The sequence below is a fragment of the Enterobacter sp. WPR_3_1 genome (genome assembly GCF_003635055.1).
In the GTDB taxonomy this organism is placed as follows: domain Bacteria; phylum Pseudomonadota; class Gammaproteobacteria; order Enterobacterales; family Enterobacteriaceae; genus Enterobacter; species Enterobacter ludwigii.
Map to the genome: position 1 here is coordinate 1,047,315 of NZ_RBXU01000008.1, position 19,237 is coordinate 1,066,551.

General features: G+C 55.7%; 16 protein-coding genes. 10 read left to right on the forward strand and 6 right to left on the reverse strand.

Annotation, left to right across the window (positions count from 1 at the left end; genetic code table 11):
* Positions 1 to 8: 8 nt before the first annotated feature.
* The 5 genes from BJ887_RS06850 (at position 9) to BJ887_RS06870 (ending at position 4,330) form a co-directional block, all read left to right on the forward strand.
* The gene (locus BJ887_RS06850) at positions 9 to 911 is read left to right on the forward strand and encodes an ABC transporter permease (RefSeq protein WP_121339741.1); all 903 of its coding nucleotides are present in this window, start codon (positions 9 to 11) and stop codon (positions 909 to 911) included.
* Positions 901 to 1,707 (forward strand): ABC transporter permease, encoded by an 807-nt coding sequence (locus BJ887_RS06855; protein WP_032680927.1) that lies wholly within the window; start codon positions 901 to 903, stop codon positions 1,705 to 1,707. Before BJ887_RS06850 ends, BJ887_RS06855 begins: the two co-directional genes overlap by 11 nt.
* A 24-nt stretch (positions 1,708 to 1,731) precedes the next feature.
* Positions 1,732 to 3,156 carry an aminobutyraldehyde dehydrogenase gene (gene patD / locus BJ887_RS06860; RefSeq protein WP_121339637.1) on the forward strand — a complete coding sequence of 475 codons (1,425 nt, stop codon included), beginning with the start codon at positions 1,732 to 1,734 and terminating at the stop codon, positions 3,154 to 3,156.
* 155 nt (positions 3,157 to 3,311) lie between these two features.
* Positions 3,312 to 3,485 (forward strand): GhoT/OrtT family toxin, encoded by a 174-nt coding sequence (locus BJ887_RS06865; protein ID WP_032670341.1) that lies wholly within the window; start codon positions 3,312 to 3,314, stop codon positions 3,483 to 3,485.
* Positions 3,486 to 3,571: 86 nt separating this feature from the next.
* Positions 3,572 to 4,330 carry an alpha/beta fold hydrolase gene (locus tag BJ887_RS06870; RefSeq protein ID WP_044857706.1) on the forward strand — a complete coding sequence of 253 codons (759 nt, stop codon included), beginning with the start codon at positions 3,572 to 3,574 and terminating at the stop codon, positions 4,328 to 4,330.
* A 33-nt stretch (positions 4,331 to 4,363) separates the two neighbouring features.
* On the opposite strand, the gene BJ887_RS06875 is transcribed toward BJ887_RS06870, so the two are convergent.
* Genes BJ887_RS06875 through BJ887_RS06885 form a run of 3 tightly spaced genes read right to left on the reverse strand, consistent with a single transcriptional unit; the run spans position 4,364 to position 10,873 of the window.
* Positions 4,364 to 6,538 carry a virulence factor SrfC family protein gene (locus BJ887_RS06875; protein ID WP_121339638.1) on the reverse strand — a complete coding sequence of 725 codons (2,175 nt, stop codon included), beginning with the start codon at positions 6,536 to 6,538 and terminating at the stop codon, positions 4,364 to 4,366.
* A complete protein-coding gene (locus tag BJ887_RS06880; RefSeq protein ID WP_121339639.1) occupies positions 6,535 to 9,516 on the reverse strand; it encodes a virulence factor SrfB in 2,982 nt (993 codons plus the stop codon). Before BJ887_RS06880 ends, BJ887_RS06875 begins: the two co-directional genes overlap by 4 nt.
* 4 nt (positions 9,517 to 9,520) lie before the next feature.
* On the reverse strand, positions 9,521 to 10,873 hold the full coding sequence (locus tag BJ887_RS06885; protein WP_121339640.1) for an SrfA family protein: 1,353 nt from the start codon (positions 10,871 to 10,873) through the stop codon (positions 9,521 to 9,523).
* A gap of 283 nt (positions 10,874 to 11,156) precedes the next feature.
* Between BJ887_RS06885 and BJ887_RS06890 the strand changes: the two genes are divergently transcribed.
* Together BJ887_RS06890 and BJ887_RS06895 are read left to right on the forward strand one after the other, a co-directional pair.
* Entirely contained in the window at positions 11,157 to 12,755 is a 1,599-nt protein-coding gene (locus BJ887_RS06890; protein ID WP_025204114.1) for an ABC transporter substrate-binding protein, read from the forward strand.
* A 51-nt stretch (positions 12,756 to 12,806) separates the two neighbouring features.
* Entirely contained in the window at positions 12,807 to 13,040 is a 234-nt protein-coding gene (locus BJ887_RS06895; protein WP_049023144.1) for a YdcY family protein, read from the forward strand.
* A 14-nt stretch (positions 13,041 to 13,054) separates the two neighbouring features.
* Here the strand turns inward: BJ887_RS06895 and BJ887_RS06900 are convergent, their stop codons facing one another.
* Together BJ887_RS06900 and BJ887_RS06905 are read right to left on the reverse strand one after the other, a co-directional pair.
* The gene (locus BJ887_RS06900) at positions 13,055 to 13,504 is read right to left on the reverse strand and encodes a DMT family transporter (RefSeq protein WP_014170257.1); all 450 of its coding nucleotides are present in this window, start codon (positions 13,502 to 13,504) and stop codon (positions 13,055 to 13,057) included.
* A complete protein-coding gene (locus tag BJ887_RS06905; RefSeq protein ID WP_020884028.1) occupies positions 13,501 to 14,019 on the reverse strand; it encodes a GNAT family N-acetyltransferase in 519 nt (172 codons plus the stop codon). Before BJ887_RS06905 ends, BJ887_RS06900 begins: the two co-directional genes overlap by 4 nt.
* 150 nt (positions 14,020 to 14,169) lie before the next feature.
* On the opposite strand from BJ887_RS06905, the gene BJ887_RS06910 reads away from it, so the two are divergent.
* From BJ887_RS06910 to BJ887_RS06920, 3 genes are all read left to right on the forward strand, one after another.
* Positions 14,170 to 14,745, forward strand: coding sequence for a helix-turn-helix domain-containing protein (locus tag BJ887_RS06910; protein WP_014170255.1), 576 nt, complete (start codon positions 14,170 to 14,172; stop codon positions 14,743 to 14,745).
* A gap of 65 nt (positions 14,746 to 14,810) precedes the next feature.
* Complete coding sequence (locus BJ887_RS06915; RefSeq protein WP_121339641.1) at positions 14,811 to 15,851, forward strand: NADP-dependent oxidoreductase; 1,041 nt, start codon at positions 14,811 to 14,813, stop codon at positions 15,849 to 15,851.
* Between the two features lie 254 nt (positions 15,852 to 16,105).
* The gene (locus BJ887_RS06920; protein ID WP_020884031.1) at positions 16,106 to 16,774 is read left to right on the forward strand and encodes a GntR family transcriptional regulator; all 669 of its coding nucleotides are present in this window, start codon (positions 16,106 to 16,108) and stop codon (positions 16,772 to 16,774) included.
* A gap of 133 nt (positions 16,775 to 16,907) precedes the next feature.
* Here BJ887_RS06920 and pqqU read toward each other — a convergent pair whose 3' ends face one another.
* Complete coding sequence (gene pqqU / locus BJ887_RS06925) at positions 16,908 to 19,022, reverse strand: TonB-dependent receptor PqqU (protein ID WP_121339642.1); 2,115 nt, start codon at positions 19,020 to 19,022, stop codon at positions 16,908 to 16,910.
* Positions 19,023 to 19,237 lie beyond the last annotated feature (215 nt).

Consider the following 19,237-nt stretch of genomic DNA (forward strand, 5'->3'; position numbering starts at 1 on the left):
GTAGCCGCATGAGCCGCCTTACCGCACTGTTCTGGCGTAAGCCATCGCTTGGGCTGTTCCTGCTGCTGCTCGCGCCGCTAATGTGGTTTGGCATCGTTTACCTGGGATCGCTTCTCACGCTTTTATGGCAAGGGTTTTATACCTTTGACGATTTCACCATGGCGGTCACGCCGGAACTGACGTTTGCCAATATCCTGGCGCTTTTTAATCCGGCAAACTATGACATCATTCTGCGTACGCTGATGATGGCCATTGCGGTGACCATCGCCAGCGCTATCCTCGCGTTTCCGATGGCCTGGTACATGGCACGTTACACCCACGGCAAGTGGAAGGCGTTCTTCTATATCGCCGTGATGCTGCCAATGTGGGCCAGCTATATTGTTAAAGCCTATGCCTGGACGCTGCTGCTGGCGAAAGACGGGGTAGCGCAGTGGTTTCTGAGCTACCTGGGGCTGGAGCCGATCCTGACCGCGATCCTTACGCTACCGGCCATTGGCGGAAACACGCTTTCCACCTCCGGGCTGGGGCGTTTTCTGGTGTTCGTCTATATCTGGCTGCCGTTTATGATCCTGCCGGTACAGGCGGCGCTGGAGCGGCTGCCCGCGTCGTTACTGCAGGCTTCAGCCGATCTCGGCGCGCGCCCACGCCAGACTTTTCGTTACGTCGTTTTGCCGCTGGCAATCCCGGGCATTGCCGCAGGGTCAATCTTCACTTTTTCCCTGACGCTGGGCGATTTCATTGTTCCACAGCTGGTGGGGCCGCCGGGGTACTTTATTGGCAATATGGTCTATTCCCAGCAGGGCGCTATCGGCAATATGCCCATGGCCGCGGCCTTCACCCTGGTGCCAATTGTCCTCATCGCTCTTTATCTGGCGTTCGTGAAACGTCTGGGAGCATTCGATGCACTCTGAACGCGCACCGTTGTTCCTCAAAGTGGCAGCCTGGGGAGGCGTTATCTTCCTTCATTTCCCGCTGCTGATTATTGCGACCTACGCCTTTAACACCGAAGACGCCGCGTTCAGTTTTCCGCCGCAGGGGTTGACCTTGAAGTGGTTCACCGTGGCCGCGGGGCGTGGCGACATCATTGAATCAGTGACGTTGTCACTTCAAATCGCTGCGCTGTCGACGGCTATCGCGCTGGTGCTTGGCACGCTTGCTGCAGCGGCGCTGTGGCGAAGCGCGTTTTTTGGCAAAAATGCGATCTCGCTGTTGCTGCTGTTGCCGATTGCGTTACCGGGGATTATCACCGGTCTGGCGCTGTTGACGGCGTTTAAAACCATTGACCTTGAGCCGGGTTTTTTCACCATCGTGGTCGGTCACGCCACGTTCTGCGTGGTGGTGGTGTTTAACAACGTGATTGCCCGGTTCAGGCGCACCTCCTGGAGTCTGGTCGAGGCGTCAATGGATCTGGGGGCCGACGGCTGGCAAACCTTCCGTTACGTGGTCCTGCCAAATCTCGGTTCGGCGTTGCTGGCCGGGGGGATGCTGGCGTTTGCACTCTCGTTTGACGAAATCATCGTCACAACATTTACCGCGGGACACGAGCGCACGTTACCGCTGTGGTTGCTTAATCAGCTCGGGCGTCCGCGCGACGTGCCGGTCACCAACGTCGTCGCATTGCTGGTGATGCTGGTCACAACCCTACCCATTCTGGGAGCCTGGTGGCTAACCCGCGACGGCGAAAACAGTGCCGGAAGCGGGAAATAACATTGATTTCAACAGGACAATGCTATGCAAACACAACTGCTGATAAATGGTGAACTGGTCGCCGGAGACGGGGAAAAACAGCCGGTCTATAACCCTGCCACCGGAGAGGTACTTCTGGAGATTGCTGAAGCGTCAGCAGCGCAGGTCGACGCGGCGGTCAAGGCCGCCGATCGCGCATTCATTGAATGGGGACAAACCACGCCTAAAACGCGTGCCGAGTGCCTGCTGAAGCTGGCTGACGTGATTGAAGCCCACGGCGAAGAATTTGCCCGTCTCGAATCGCTCAATTGCGGTAAGCCGCTGCACTGTGCGTTGGGAGATGAAATTCCGGCTGTGGTCGACGTTTTCCGCTTCTTTGCCGGCGCCGCCCGCTGCCTGAACGGGCTGGCCGCCGGCGAATATCTTGACGGTCACACATCGATGATACGCCGCGATCCGGTGGGCGTGGTCGCCTCCATTGCGCCATGGAACTATCCGCTGATGATGGCGGCATGGAAGCTGGCACCCGCGCTGGCCGCGGGTAACTGTGTGGTGATCAAACCTTCGGAGATTACCCCACTGACGGCCCTCAAGCTGGCGGAACTGGCGAAAGACATCTTCCCGGCAGGCGTTCTGAACGTTCTGTTTGGCCGCGGAAAAACGGTCGGCGATCCGCTGACCGGCCACGAAAAGGTGCGTATGGTGTCGCTCACCGGTTCTATTGCCACCGGCGAACATATTATTGGACACACGGCGTCCTCGATTAAACGCACCCATATGGAGCTGGGCGGCAAAGCCCCGGTTATCGTTTTCGACGACGCCGATCTTGATGCGGTTGTTGAAGGGGTACGTACTTTCGGTTTCTACAATGCCGGGCAGGATTGTACGGCAGCCTGTCGTATTTATGCGCAGAAAGGCGTTTGTGCCGCGCTGGTGGAAAAACTGGGTGCCGCGGTGGCGAGCCTGAAAATGGGTGCGCCGGAGGCGGAAACCACCGAGCTGGGCCCGCTCAGTTCCGAAGCCCATCTTTCACGCGTCTGTAAGGCGGTTGATGAGGCTAAAGCCCTGAGCCATATTCGCGTGGTGACCGGCGGCAGCAAAAAAGAGGGGGCAGGCTACTATTTCCAGCCAACCCTTCTGGCAGGGGCAAAACAGGACGATGCTATCGTTCAGCGTGAAGTGTTTGGCCCGGTTGTAAGTGTCACCGAGTTTGATGACGAAGCGCAGGTGCTGGCATGGGCGAACGATTCGCAGTACGGCCTGGCGTCATCGGTCTGGACCCGCGATGTAGGGCGTGCCCACCGGATGAGCGCGCGTCTGCAGTACGGCTGCACCTGGGTTAATACCCATTTTATGCTGGTGAGCGAAATGCCGCACGGCGGGATGAAGTTATCCGGCTACGGCAAAGATATGTCGGTGTACGGCCTTGAAGATTATACCGTTGTTCGCCACGTGATGATAAAGCACTAAGCCCCCATGCCCGGTCGCATTCAGCGCCGGGCATTCTCTGCCTGCAGTACATTATCCATAGTATTCAGATGGTTATTCTGTAACGAAAAAACTTGATCTGTATCAACATATGACGCATATTGCGTGCGGTTATTTTTTCGGCTCTGGTAAACAGAATGACGTTGTATCAAAAGATGTTGGTTTTTTACGCAATCATGGCTTCTGTCTGTGCATTAATTACCTGGTTCCTCTCTAAAGACCGCAAACGTATCCGACTGCTCAGTGCTTTTCTGGTGGGTTCAACCTGGCCAATGAGCTTTCCCGTTGCGCTGTTGATCTCGCTTTTCTGAAGCACGCTTCCCGTTTTAAAAGATGAATATAGCATTCCAGATACGAAGACTGTATAAATAAACAGTGAGTCGTTAAAGGAGTGCTTATGAACAGTTTTTACTCGCAGCAGGCTGGCTGCGTTGTGCGCTGGCACGATCTTCCCGGCTCTGGCGATCCTGTGGTGTTTATTCACGGGTTAGGCTGCGCCTCTTCTTATGAATATCCTCGTATCGTCTCTGACGCCCGGTTTGGTGCGCGCAGAGCCATTCTTATCGATCTCCCCGGCAGCGGTTACAGCGACAAACCCGTGCAGTATCGTTATCGCACCAGCGAGCAGGCGCGAGTGGTGGCTGAACTGTTGGACCATCTCAAACTCGATAGCTTCTGGCTATATGGTCATAGTATGGGTGGCAGCATTGCTATCGAGGCAGCAGGACTGATGGCGCCACGCGTAAAAGGGTTGATGGTGTCGGAACCCAATTTTCACGCCGGGGGTGGCATGTTCAGCCGCTCTATTGCTGCACAGACGGAACAACAGTTCCTGGCGCAGGGGTATGATGCGCTGCTCAGTGCGGAAACCTCACCCTGGGCGGGCAGTCTGCAAAGCAATGCGCCGTATGCCGTGTGGCGTGGCGCGTCCAGCCTGGTGGAAGGGGTAGAGCCGGAATGGGAGGTTCAGTTTTTGTCTCTGCGCTGCCCGGTGACGTTGATTTTCGGCGAGTGGTCCCTGCCTGATGATGATGTGGACTCTCTGCAAAAGCGGGGCGTTGAAGTGAAAATCATCCCAGCGGCCGGACACTCCATGTCCTGGGAAAATCCGTCGGCACTGGCGCAGACGTTAGCAGAGTGTATGACCACGACCTGAAAGGATAGCCCGCATCTCTGCGGGCCAGGAACGCTATCGTAACAAAGCTTGTAAGGCCTGGCGTGCGGCAGGCTGTACATCGTGCGGGTGGCGGAAATCGATGTTCTCTATTGCCCGGCTATAGAGGGCGACCAGCCAGTCATAGACATACACCGTTGCCGCATGTACGGGTTGTTCTCCCAGACGCGTCAGGCGCGGCGCGGTACTGTTGACCACCGGCGTGACAAAGATTGCCTGGCCTTTACGGATGCGGCTCGCCGGGCGTGCCTCTGCGGGTGTCCGATCGTAGCCCAGCCAGCCAATGAAGTTGCCCATCACGGCATGCAGTTGAGCAGCGCTGCTCTTGTCGGTTTCAACGATGTTCTGCAACTGCTGTGGCAGGTTCAGTCGGTAGCTGGCCACCACCAGAACGTCGGCAATTTGCTGCAAAACAGCGGGTTCCAGCCCAAGGCGCGCGGCAGTGGCATCGTTGCGGCTCCACTGGCGCAGATGGTTTATCCAGACTTTATGTGCCAGGCGAGCTTTGTCTTTGGTCTGGAATGGACTGGCGTTCTCCTGGGCATGCTCGGCAAACAGGTCAATGGTATCCGTAAACAGTCCGTTCACCTGCTCCTCGCGGGGCTGCTGAACGGCCAGCAGGGTTTCAAAGGCTTTAAGCGGCGGCAGAAGACCTTCAAGCAGTTCACCGTGGCGGGCGGCGGAGCTTTGCAGAACGCGCACCATGTTTTCGGCCTGAGTTCGTCTGGCGCCGGGTTCCTCAACCAGCGGTGCCAGATACCCCTTCATCAGGGCCGAGAGTTCCTGGCGCAGCATTGCTTTCAGCGTGCTAAGACGCTTCTGCCGCTGAGCGGGTAACGTGGCCTGAGACAACCACTCGATCACGCGCTGCATGCTGTGGCTGTCCAGCGCCTGCAGTGTCCCCCAGCGCACACCCGGTTTGCCCAACAGGTGCTGGACCGTTTCATCAAGGTTCTGACGGGTGGTAAAACGTGCGTCGTGAGGCGTAATCGCCCACACCAGCCCCGGCAGGGCGGATTCTTCAACGGGCTGAGTCTCTTTGACCCAGTTCATCAGCACCCGGGCTTTTTTAGGCGTTTGCTCGTGCTGGGCTGTCGCATTGCAGATAACAAGCACGTCCGGTTGCAGCTGCTGGCGATAATGCTCCAGCAACCACTGGCATTTAGCCTGATTCAGTGCATCGGCGCTGTTATCTGAAAAGACCGGAATATCAATAATATCGACATTATCCAGGGCGCTGCTTTCGACCGGCAAGACCAGCTCACGCGTCAGGAAGGCGAGCGTATCGACAGGGATACTGATGGCGTTAAGCATCTCGCCGTTGTTCAGCGGATGAAGCAGCGTCTCCTGGGCCTCCGGAAGGGTAAAGGTGCCGTGAGTCAGGAACCCTTCGCCCGGCAGCCCGAAGTTATCGACCAGCAGGCTGAGCGGGGCGGCGAGTGCTCCGGCATGGCTGGTCTGATGCAGGACATGAGCGAGCTTTAACCACTGCTGGGTCAACTCCTGTTGCTCACCCCACAGCAGCGACCAGACGCTGGCTCGCGTGCTGAGATCGAGCGAAGGGACCAGCTGTGCAAACTGATGCCATAGGGCATCATCAATTTGCTGTTTTGCGGCAGGTATTGAGCTTTGCCAGAAGCGGGCGATGGCACCCACGTCCTGAGCCGTAATACCAGGAACGCCCTGCGGCTGGCGCAGGCCACGCCACTTCTCCAGGCGCGTCTCAATGACCGCTTTATCCACGGCGCGGATGTCCGGCTGCAGCGTGGTGCGGGCGATAAACAGCTGAACCAGCTCTGCCTCTGTCACCAGGCTCAGGCGCAGCGGGAACGCCTCATCCACCACCTCTGCATTTCCGCGAGTGAACCGCACGGCCATGTTGGTCAGGGCATGTCCCGGATTAATGTGCGAAAAATAGTCAAATGTACGCTGGCCTGGCGTAACGTTCAGGCGGCCATTACCGCTGCCGCACAGCGATAAAAGCAGATGCGCTTTTGCACTCTGAGAATGACCGTAAAGTCCAATACTGCCCGGGCGGGACAGGGCGCGGTCAATGGCCTGCTCCCGTGCCTGCGTCGCGTTGATGCGCGCAAGAAGGGCATCGGCCTCGTTATCCAGCACAGGGGCGTTCAGGCGCGTCTCATTTATCCACCCGATTAAGGCCTGAGTGGTAGTCATCGTCGCAGTCATTTCAGGTATACGCTCCCGCTGTCGATCCAGTAGTGGCTGCCGCTATGACGGCGATCGGCCAGAGTATTCAGTTTGAAGGTTAAAGCATCAGGCGGAACCGGCGTCCCGTCCTGCAACCAGGCATCGCTCAGCGCGAAGGATTCAGGCCCTTCATGCTTATTGCCGCCGCAAAGTTTGAGCCGCACGTTCAGCACGCCGTCACCCGCAATCGCTTTGGCCAGTTCGGCCGAGTTGATGCTAAGCGTATAGAGCGGCGTTGCCGGCCAGCGCGCGTTCGCCAGCTGGCGGAAACCGAGCGTCACATTTCCGCGCAGCGGGAAGTGCAGACGGGCGTCGAGTTTCGCACCCGGCTTATCCAGGTCGATATCCTGATACCAGACGTTTTCTTCACGCAGGGTGTTCACGGTGTTATCCAGTACGCCCAGATAGCGAACCGTTGAATATGCACCGATATCCGCGGCTTTAAAGTTAAAGCGCGGCAGTCGCAGGTCAAGCGCCAGGCTGCAAAGCATCGCGCCGACGGCGGCGGTCGATTTTGGATTACCAATGCGTCCTTGCTGGCTGAACGGGTACCATTCATGAACCTGGTATTTATCCAGCCAGACGATGCGATTAACCGGCACCGGCTGCAGGTGGCGAATAAGCGCCTGAACGCCAGGCAGGCAGCCCGGACGCCCCGTGATCAGCAGAATATCGCAGCTGTAATGTGAAATGGCCTCGCACACCGCATGCAGGGGTGACGCCAGCGTGAACTGGCCTGCCAGCATCGCATCCTGCATTTCACGGAAATTCACGTGCAGCGGAACGGCAAACAGATCGAAGGCTTCTGAACCTGCCGGCAAGGCATGATCGACGGCCTGTTGCAGATAATTCATCACGTTGCGGGTCGGTTTCTGCGACAGCAGATCGCCAAAGGTGGCATGCAAGCCTGCCAGCGGATCGTCGATGTCGCTGGATTCCCACGCGGCAAGGATGGCGTGACCAATCGGCATAAAGAGCTGAAGCGCCGTTTGCTGGCGCAATACCGCCTGGGTATCGATGCGTCCTGAGTCACCAAACAGCGAGGCCATCAGCAGAGAGGCATCGGCGATGCCGGACTTCTGCAGCTGGGTCTGCAGGGCGGGTAACACATAGCGCTGGATGACGTCCAGCAGGGTGTCGTCACCGGCCACTTTAAACCCTTCACGGAACAGCAGCTGCGGCGTGATTTTGACGTTGTTACCGGAGCCGTCATCCAGCTGATAATGGGTGATCGCCATGTCGGTTGTGCCACCGCCAATGTCGATAGAGGCGACACGCAGCGAGCGCCCCGGCTGCACGCCCGGTTCAGGTTCACGATCCGGGCGGGCGAGGGAGGCGAAGAACGCTTCCGTCTGACCACCAAAATGCGAGATCGCTTCGTTGTACAGCCACACCAGTTGACCACAGCTGGCCTCGTCCCACTCCATCTGGATTGCAGGTACCGGCACCACGCTTTTTTCCTGGTGCTTACGGGTGGCAAAATCGTCGTCCTGCGGGTGCCAGCCCATCGCTTTCCAGACGATAGCGATCGCTTCGAACATGCGGCGACGGAAGATCTCGCGTTCCTGCTTCGGCATCGCCGAGGGCAGGGTCAGGATCAGCGTACGCAGCTGGCGTGGCGAGGCCGGAAAGCCCAGACGCAGGCGCGTGGCAACGCTGTTGATCTGCCCCAGCGCCTGTGCCAGCAGTTCGCACAGCATATGCGTCATCAGCGTGCTGCGGCTGTACTGCGGGGAGAAAACCGGCAGTCGCTCGTCCTGCGGCAGCGTAAAGAGCGGTTCACCGTCATCGTTCATCAGGTTCATCAGCGGGAACGCGGTCGCCAGCGGTTCGCGCTGGGTCTTGCTGTTCATCTGGCTAAAGCGCCAGTCCTGGACCACCGGGGTTTCATCCCACAGGTAGCGACGCGGGCTGGAGATACCGCTATTACCTTCCGTGCCCAGACGGTGCGTAGCCAGTTTGCGGGCTTCATCGCCCACGCGGACAATAGACGGCCAGACAAAGGCATCTTCACGCCCACTTTCCACCGAGAAGTGCTGCTTGCCAAAACGCGCTTCTGAAAACTCCAGACGACTGGTAAACAGCGGCTCATTGAGGAACTGTGGTTCGCTTAACGAGCGCACCTGCAGTTCGGCCGTCTGGCGCAGACCGTCGTTCGCATCACCGTGATCTTCAATAATAACGCCGCAGGTATGGGTATTCCCGACGTCGAGGATCAGGTCGACCGGAATAGCCGGCGTACTGAGGGTATGGGTGACAAATTTCACTTCCGGCACGGTAAGCTGTTCACCGAGCATGGACAGCAGGTTGAGCCAGTGTGCCTGGTACTCAAAGCTGCGCATTGCCTGCTGCAGGTCGCGTTCCGCGCGGTTTTCAACGTCGGTCGCATAGTGGGTAAACGCCTCGCGCAGCCAGCCGTCAATCCAGGTCTGGTCGAGGAAGCTTTCCACCTCATCATCTCGCCACGCCAGTCCGAAACGGGTGCCGTTGAGAATGTCATTTTCAACCGGGGACAGCGCGGCAGTAGCATGCTCTGCAATCTGGCTGTCGAGAGCGAGCGTGACGCGGTGTGTATTACCTGCCGCATCAGGCGTTTCAAGTTTACGCACCTGGACGCGCGCCCAGTTATCTGGCCCGTCAACAAAGGTACGTGGCGGATTGAAGCGCAGGAAGGGAATGGGAAGCCAGACACCATCCAGCACCGTCAGGGACTGATGCAGTGGGATCGTGGTTTCCGGTTTCACCACTTCAGGCTGTCCGCCGTTCAATCCCGGCAGCGTGTAACGCCCGTTGACGAGATCGAAATCGAGACGCAGAAGCGGACCGTTGGCGGTTTTACGTACGAAGCGCCCGTTGCTGGCGGTGTCCTGCGGAGTCAGGCCAAAATCGAGGAATTGCACGCCGCTGTTGGCAATAAGCGTGACGCTCTGTTTATAGTCGCAAAGATTTACCAGCATAGGGTCAGGCACCTGCTTTCTTGAACGTCAGTGGAACGACGGTTTTGGCATCATAACGGGCATTACATTCAGCGACATCGCTGGTACCTGCTTTACAGGCAACTTCCGGCATCGGGTAGCGTGAACCGTCTGTGCAGCGGGCATTACCGCGACTCTTGATCATCAGTTCGCCATTGCTGTGTAGCCCGGAGAAAACCTCCACGCGGCAGACAACATTGTCACCGTGAACAACACGAGCGAAGCCTTTATTGTTCTGGATCTGATAGCGCAGCGACGGTGGTTTGCCGGTAATCGGATCTTTCACGTCGAGGATCGCACGCCATGTTCCGTTCAGAAAACGCGTCGACCCCGCTTTCACCTGGTTTACTTCCATGACCATGGCGTCTTTCGGGATCGCCGCAATCACAACCGGCGCAGGCGCTGGGGCGGCAACGGGAGCCGGCTCTTTTTCTTTGCTCGCGACCACCTCTGCCTGATGCAGCGGTAATTTCATCGGCAGTGGCTCAACGGCTTTAATCGGCTTTGGCGCAATGGCGACAGGTTCAGGGGCAACGACAGCCACTGGCTCGGCAGAAGGGGCCTGTTTTGGCCACAGCAACGGGGTGGCAATCGCGGCAACGATCACGGCGGCAACCGGAAGCGTCCACAGGGGAACGCGGCGTTTTTTGGCTACGATCGCAGGCTCTGGCTCGGGTTCTTCCACAGGTGGCAAAGTGACCGGTGCAGGTTCAGGCGTATACAGTTCGTCCGGCGTGATGCGTACCACCGTGGCCGGGGCAATCAGCGGCTCATCGGCCTGTTCAAAGGTCAGGACTGGGGTCGGTTCCGGCTCGGGTTCAGGGTCTTCAATGACAATCGGGGCTGGCTCAGGGATCAGCGATTCACGTAAACAGTCGAGTACGTCGTCACGCGCATTCTCATTGAGGTTTACAAACCCCCAGAAACTTATGACCGGCTTTCCATCAACCAGGAAAAGGAAATTTTCGCCGGGAAACTGAAATGCTTTCGACAGCAGGGAGCCGAAAAGCTGTTGCGCTGTTTTTGGCGACTGCAGGCATTTCTTACTGAGCGATTCAACGCTGGCCAGCGTATTTTCCAGATAACGCAGGGCGCGATAACGATCGTCTTCGTTCGCCGCTTTCCAGCTGGTTACACAACCGTCGACCGGCGAATACCAGTCGACACGGTCGCCACCATCATTGACCTGCGGAATAGCCAGACAGTCGACAATCGCCTGTTGTTTGCGTAACCGGAGCGCTTCCCGGATTTGTAACGCTGATTCAAAAACGGCTTGTCCGCCGCCGCCAACGGCCTGAAAGTCATCCAGATTACCGCTGCGTAAAAGAGTTTTTGCCACGATTTGATCCCATATACTTCTTCACACCGTTACTTTAACGAAATCGGGAAGCAACCAAACGGAGGAAGAGACGCCAAAAGGGACGATTTCTTGTGGCATAGAAAGGTGCGGTTGTGCTTGACGAATAATGGCACTTAAGGCAAATCAACCTCTGGCGCACTGGCTGTAAAACCAGCGGAAAACGTTGCTTTAGAATAACCTGATAGTGATTCGTTATTTGCCAGGTTATAGCGGCTGTGCTGTTATTACAGTCCAATATAATAAAACTGCCAGGGTTATAACCATGTCTACAGGGAAAACGCTGCTCGCCCTCGCGCTGAGCACTCTCTTACCAGCAGGTGCCGCATGGGCGGCGAATAATGACACCATCATTTATTGCTCTGAAGCATCACCGGAGTCTTTCAACCCGCAGATCGCCAGCTCAGGCCCGTCATTCGTGGCCAGCTCTCAGGTCCTGTATAACCGCCTGATCAATTTCGACCCGGTGAAAAACACCCCGGTACCGTCGCTGGCAGAGTCCTGGACAATTTCCCCGGACGGTAAGACTTATACCTTTACGCTGCGTAAAGGGGTCAAGTTCAACAGCAATAAATACTTCAAGCCGACCCGTGATTTTAATGCGGATGACGTTATTTTTTCCGTCATGCGTCAGAAAGACCCTAAGCATCCTTATCACAATGTCTCGCAGGGTAATTATGAATACTTTAATGACGTAGGTCTGGACAAGCTGATTCAGGACGTCAAAAAGGTTGATGATTATCACGTGCAGTTTACGCTGAGCGAACCAAACGCCGCATTCCTTGCTGACTGGGGGATGGATTTCGCCTCTATTCTTTCCGCTGAATACGCTGACGCGATGCTGAAAAAAGGGACGCCTGAGAATGTCGATACCTGGCCGATTGGTACCGGGCCGTACGTTCTGCAACAGTACAAAGTGGATTCGCTGATCCGCTACGTCGCTAACCCGAACTACTGGGAAGGTGCGGTTCCGACGAAACATCTTATTTTCTCCATCACGCCAAACGTAGAAACGCGTCTGGCGAAGCTGCAGACCAACGAATGCCAGATCATTCCGGCACCGTCACCGGTTCAGTTTGATGTTATTAACAAAAATAAAGACCTGAAGCTGCACGCCGTGGAGGCGTTGAACGTGGGGTATCTGGCGTTCAATACCGAGAAAAAACCGTTTGATAACGTGCTGGTGCGTCAGGCCCTGAACTATGCGACGGACAAAAAAGCCATCGTGAATGCGGTCTTTATGGGTTCCGGTACGGTGGCGAAATCACCCATTCCGCCGAATATGCTGGGCTTTAATAACGATCTGAAGGACTACAGCTACGATCCTGAAAAAGCGAAAGCTTTGTTGAAACAGGCCGGTCTGGAGAAGGGCGCGGACGTGACGCTGTGGTCAATGCCTGTGCAGCGTCCGTATAACCCTAACTCGAAGCGTATTGCGGAGATGATCCAGAGCGACTGGGCAAAAGTCGGCGTGAAGGCCAAAATTGTCTCTTACGAGTGGGGCGAGTATCTCTCCGGTATGCGTAAAGGGGAGCATGATTCCGCGCTGTTTGGCTGGATGTCCGATAACGGCGACCCGGATAACTTTGCTGATGTACTGCTGGGATGCGACAGCATCAAAACCGGATCGAACGCCGCGCGCTGGTGCGATAAGGGGTATGATGATCTGGTCAAGAAAGCCAAACTGACCAGCAACCCGGGTGAGCGTGCGAAACTCTACAGCCAGGCGCAGGAGATCTTCTATGCTCAGGCACCGTGGATTGCGCTGGCGAACGGCAAAACGTTCTACGCCACCCGCAGCAACGTAACGGGGTACAGCGTGAGCCTGATGGGCAGCGATTTCTCCAAAGCGAAACTGAACTGACATTTTTCCCGGCAGGCACCGCGCCTGCCGGGCATCTGACAAGGAGTGACAATGTCACATTTAAATGAAGTTATCGCCCGTGTCGATACCGCCATCGAAGAGGGAGTGATTAGCCGAATGAATGAACTGCTGATCGAACTGAGCGATGACACAGCGTTAAGCCGTGAAGATCGCTACAGTCAGCAGCAGCGTCTGCGTACCGCGATTGCACATCACGGTAAGCAACATAAAGAAGAGATGGACGCCCGTCAGGAATTGCTGACCAAAGGCGGTACGATACTGTAGCGGTGAGCCGGGGGTCAGAACTGGCGTCTCGCGACCAGCCACGCCCCGACCACCAGCATTACGGCACCGCACACCGGGCCAATCAGCGCGCGCAAGGGGATGCCATTGCTTCTGAGTACATCCATTACCAGCCCGCCAATCAACTGGCTTGCCACCAGCACGGCGATGGTTGTCGCTGCGCCAACATTTTGATAGCCGCTGATACTGGCAAAAACAAAAAACGACCCTAACAGCCCCGGGATCAACGTCCACCAGCGGATCGTTGAAGCCAACTCGCTAAATCCGGCGAAGCCCTGTTTTAGCAGCAGAATGCTGACAAACAGCACAATGCCAACCAGCGAATTTAGCAGCATCGCGATAAGAATGGTCGAGGAGGACTGAGTGATGCGCACCATTAAGGTATTTTGCACCACCAGGCCAATTCCCGCCGCCACCAGAAAAGCCAGCGTCAGAGACTGATTCATGAGATAGCGTCCGGATCGCTACGCTCATCAAGCTGCAACTGCATAAAGGTCAGATCCAGCCAGCGGCCAAACTTCGTGCCCACCTGCGGCATCTGGCCGGTGGTCACAAAACCGAGCGTCTCATGAAGATGAATAGAGGCCTGGTTTTGCGCCTCAATGCCCGCCACCATGACGTGTTTGCCGAGGGTCCGCGCTTCAATAATCAGCGCGTTCATCAGCGTGCGGCCAATACCTTTGCCCTGATGATCCGGATGAACGTAGACAGAATGCTCTACCGTATGCCGGAAACCGTCAAAGGCGCGCCAGTCGCCAAACGAGGCGTAGCCGGTGATAACGCCATTCTCTTCACTCACCAGCACCGGGTAGCCTGCGAGGGCACGCGCCTCAAACCAGGCAATGCGGTTATCCGTATCGACGGTTTTATCATTCCAGATCGCGGCAGTATGCAGCACCGCGTGGTTGTAAATCTCCCCAATAGCGGCGCAGTCTTCTTTGCAGGCATGACGAACGATCATGTTTGAACCTCTGAGTGTGTTGTTCACTATAGTATTACGTTATGAGTACGATATTACACAACTGTACAGACGGATAGCTATGACATAAGCCAGATTTTTTTGTTATCAAAACCGCGTTGAAATGCCGTTCATACACTATAGTATGACGTCATGAATACTATGGCAGACACAATGAATCAAAGGATTAGCGCGCGAATTCGCCTTGAACGCGAGTCGCGAGGATGGTCATTAAGCGAGCTTGCTGACCGGGCCGGCGTCTCGCGCGCCATGATCCACAAGATAGAGCGCGGGGACAGCAGCCCGACGGCGACCTTGCTCGCGCGGTTATCTGGCGCGTTTGGCATCAGCATGTCAACGCTGATCGCCAGAGCCGAAATGCAGGAAGGAAAGCTGCTGCGTCTGGAAAACCAGCCCGTCTGGCGTGACCCTCAGACACACTACCTCCGCCGCCACGTTTCACCCCGCACCGATCTGCCCATCGATCTTGTTCAGGTTGAGCTGCCGGCGGGAAGCGATGTCCCTATGCCCGCCTCGTCGTATGCGCTGGCGCGCCAGCTTATCTGGCTGCAGTCTGGCGAACTGGTTTTCCAGGAGGGCGATACCCGTCATGAAATGCACGCCGGTGATTGCCTGGAACTGGGGCCGCCCAACGACTGCCGGTTCATTAATGAGACGAATGAAACCTGTATCTATCTGGTTGTGCGGCTTAACCAGTCTGGCTCGTAAAGTTAAAGCGTTTACGCCGATCATGAGCCAGGCTCTAATGACATTTGTACCAGAAGGAGTTCCTGATGAATCAATCTGTTTCGCAAAATCGCCGCTGGGTTCTGGCTTCTCGTCCGCACGGTGCGCCGGTCGCGGAGAATTTTCGTCTGGAAGAGCAGCCTGTTCCTGAACCTCAGGCAGGACAGCTTTTGCTGCGCACGGTCTGGCTGTCGCTTGATCCTTACATGCGTGGGCGCATGAGTGATGCACCTTCCTATTCACCGCCAGTGGAAATTGGGGCGGTCATGGTGGGGGGAACGGTCAGCCGCGTTGAGCAGTCAAATCATCCGGACTATACGCCGGGTGAGTGGGTGCTGGGCTATAGCGGCTGGCAGGAGTATGCAATTTCAGACGGCAGCGGCCTGGTGAAACTGGGCGATAATATTTCTCACCCCTCGTGGGCGCTGGGCATTCTGGGTATGCCAGGGTTTACCGCCTATATGGGGCTACTGGACATCGGCCAGCCTAAAGCCGGTGAAACGCTGGTGGTTGCGGCGGCGACGGGGCCGGTTGGTGCGACGGTCGGGCAGATCGGTAAAATCAAAGGTTGCCGGGTGATCGGCGTTGCCGGTGGTACAGAAAAATGCCGCCATGCCGTAGAGGTGCTCGGGTTTGACCAGTGCCTGGATCACCATGCCGATGACTTCGCGGCCCAGCTGGAAAAGGCCTGCCCGAAAGGGATTGATGTCTATTATGAAAACGTCGGCGGGAAAGTTTTTGACGCCGTGTTGCCCTTACTGAACACCTCGGCGCGCGTACCGGTATGTGGTCTGGTGAGCGGTTACAATGCGACGGGTCTGCCGGAAGGGCCGGATCGTTTGCCGTTATTGATGGCGACGATTCTGAAGAAACGTATTCGTATGCAGGGGTTTATCATCGCTCAGGATTACGGCCATCGCATCAAGGAGTTCCAGGATGAGATGGGGCGCTGGGTGCAGGAAGGCAAAATTCACTACCGTGAGCAGGTTACAGACGGCCTGGAGAATGCGCCTGAGGCGCTGATTGGCCTTCTTGAAGGAAAAAACTTCGGCAAAGTCGTGATTCGCGTCGCGGGTGACAATAAATAATCTAAAATATGGCGGGGTTTCCCGCCATATTTATTTGTGAAGATACGATATATTGTCTTTAATTAACTGGACATGGCTTTTCGCGCCTTCCGTTCAGATGAGCACGAAAACGAAAAAAAATAAATTTTGCATTTCTTGACATTTTTACAGACTTCCCATCACCAGGCATGACGATACAGGATATATCGGAACAGCGTCGTTTATAAAAAACGGCGTTTAAAAATAGCATTAAGTATTAGCTACAGGAATTGAACATGCTTGATTTGGACCATTTAGAAAAAGCGCAAAGGATCAGTCTTACCATGCAAGTCGAACTCAGTTTGAAAGGCGCGTTAATTACAGGCTCACTGAAACCTGGCGCTCGACTGATTACCAAAGAAATTGCTGATAAATTAGGAACCAGTATTACCCCGGTCCGCGAGGCGCTTTTGCGTCTGGTGTCGTCTGGAGCTTTGCACGCCACGCCGGCCCAGGCGTTTCTGGTTCCTGAGGTCACGCTTGAGCGTTATAACGAGATTAACGCCATCAGAAAACAGCTTGAGCCTATGGCGGTAGCTGCCGCCTGTCAGCATATGACGGAAAATAAGCTGGAGGTGTTGCGCAAGCTATCAGAGACATTCCATGAAGCCATGCGCAACGGGCACGTTCAGCAGGCGTTGCATGCTAACCGCATCTTTCGGTTTACGCTTTATCAGTACGCGGAAATGCCGACACTCAGCGCCTTAATTGAGCAGCTATGGGTGCGTATTGGACCTTGCATGAACTATCTGCATCAGGAGCTTAACGACATCAAGGTGTCGACTTATCACTACGCCGAGCTCCTGTCCGCGCTTGAGCGAAGAGATGTTGATGGCAGTCAGAAGGCGATAGAGACGTTGATTGACGAAGCGAACACGCTTTTACAGCGACAATATTTTAACTGAGAGATTATTTAGCAGAGCGACTATATCCTGCCGCGAATTATATTCCTGGTTAAATACTCCTGATGGCTTATTGCCATCAGGAGCGTTATTCCATTTATAAAAATAATATTCAGCAAAAAAGAATGCTTTTTGCTTACTCGAAGCGATAAGAGACCGACAGACCTACGCCGTAGTTACGGCCCGGTGCAGGTTCGTAATAACGCCCGTTGGATTCATTCACGATAACCGATCCGACATACTCTTTATCGAACAGGTTATCGACGCGACCGAAGACGTCCATTCCCCAGTTACCGTAGTTGAATTTATACCCGGTATTCAGCCCAACCACCGTGTAGGACGGGGCTTTCGCCGTGTTCTCGTCATCCGCCATGATATCGCTCATGTAGCGCACATCCGATCCCGCATACCAGCCTTCTTCCGGCTGCCAGCCAAACGAGGCATAACCCATGTTGCGGGCAATGCCCGGCATACGGTTGCCGTTACAGTCGCCGGTGCTGCACACGTTGGTTCGATAGGTGGCGTCCAGATAGGTCCACGCCATTTTCAGCTTCCAGTTCTCAGCAAACTGCTGATCCAGGGAAACTTCAACCCCCTGACGACGGGTTTTACCGGCGTTTTTATAGCTGGTACGACCGCCAGCGCTGGCATCGACGACAATCTCATCATCCGTATCGGTGCGGAACAGCGCTGCCGTCAGCAGACCATTACCGATACGGGTTTTGCTGCCCACTTCATAGGTATTGTTCGTGGAAGGTTTCAGGCCAATGTTGAGGCCGCCCTGGTTATCCGCACGATAAGAGAGCTCATTGATGGTTGGCGTTTCAAACCCGCGACCTGCCGCAGCATAGAGATTCCACGCATCGGTCACGGCATATTTCACCGATCCGGCCGGGAGCCACTTGTGATAGCTTGCGTCACCGCTGTCGTCTCCGTTGCCCGGGGTCACGTAATGGTCGTTGGAGTCAAACCAGACCGAGCTGTAACGGACGCCGGCATCCACGGAGAGTTTCTGCGTTAACTGCCAGCTTGTTTGCAGGTACGGGTCGACGTTCCACATCAGGTTACGTTCGTTACGACGTTTGTTACCCTTGACGCCGTACTCCGGCACGCCGTTGTTCATCACGAAGTTTTCGTATCCGCGACGATCTTCGCTCATGTTTTCGTAGTTCAGACCGGTGGTAAAGGTGACCGGAACCAGCAGTTCGCCACGGTGCGTCCAGCGGGTATCAATCCCCTGGTAATGGCGCTGCATATCAATCACGCCGCCGGAGTGGGAAGGTCTCAGCTGAGGCTGATAAGGAATTGACTGGTACTGCGTCATTTCACGTTCGCCGGCGTACATCATGACGCTGAGATCGTCCTGGGTGCTGAGCTGACGATCGTAGCGCAGGCCAGCCTGGGTCTGCTTGATGGTCTTGCGCGTATTGTATTGGTCGCCACGCGGAGACTGGCGAGGGTTGTCATGCCACTCCTGGGCACTCAGTCCACCCGGATCGTTGGCTTTCATGTCCACGCTGTTGAAAATCAGCGTCAGCTTGCTCACGTCATCAATACGAACACCCAGTTTAGCGTTGGCGAGATTCTTCCGCGCGCCGCTGTGGTCGCGATAACCTTTGGTCGTGAGACGGGTAGTGGAAACGGTGTAATCCACATCCCCGGCATGCGTCCCGTCACCCATCGCGCCGGTGGCTTTCATTCCATAGCGCCAGGTACCGTAACTGCCGTAATAGCTGCTGGCCTCGATGGTCGGCGGCTGCTGCCCGGTCTGGGTCGTCATGTTGATCACACCGCCAGAGGCGTTGCCATAAAGGGCAGAGAAGGGGCCGCGCAGCACTTCTACGCTGTCCACGCTGGAGAGATCGATATTGGAGGTTTGTCCCTGTCCATCCGGCATGGTTGCCGGAATACCGTCGACATACATACGGATACCGCGCACGCCGAAGGTTGAGCGGGCACCAAACCCACGCATCGAAAGCTGGAGATCCTGAGCATAGTTCTGGCGGTTCTGGATCTGCAGCCCCGGCACGCTGCCAAGAGATTCAGACAGGTTAATGCGTGGCGCAGCATGACGCATATCATCGCCATTCACGACGCTGACCGCCGCCGGGGTATCGAGCTCCGAGATGGTTTGCGGCGTGGCGCTGACGATCATGGTCTGTTCATCGGCACTCATCGCAGTGAGAGGCGCAGAGATAACAGGAACCAGCAGCAGTGGAAGCGTTGCCTTACGGGCAGAAATGATTTTCATGAAATAGACCGGTTATGGAAAAAACGTACCAAATGGAACATGTCCATATATGTTAAATCTTTTGTAAATCTTTTGAAAACTATAACCGCACATTGCGTTAATGAAAGGCCGGGGAGGAAAGAAAAACTCCACATTTGACTCATAAATGATTACTATTCTCATTATCAAAACGGCAATGCCATGACGTTGCCTGCCGGAAGTGATGTCAGCAGTAA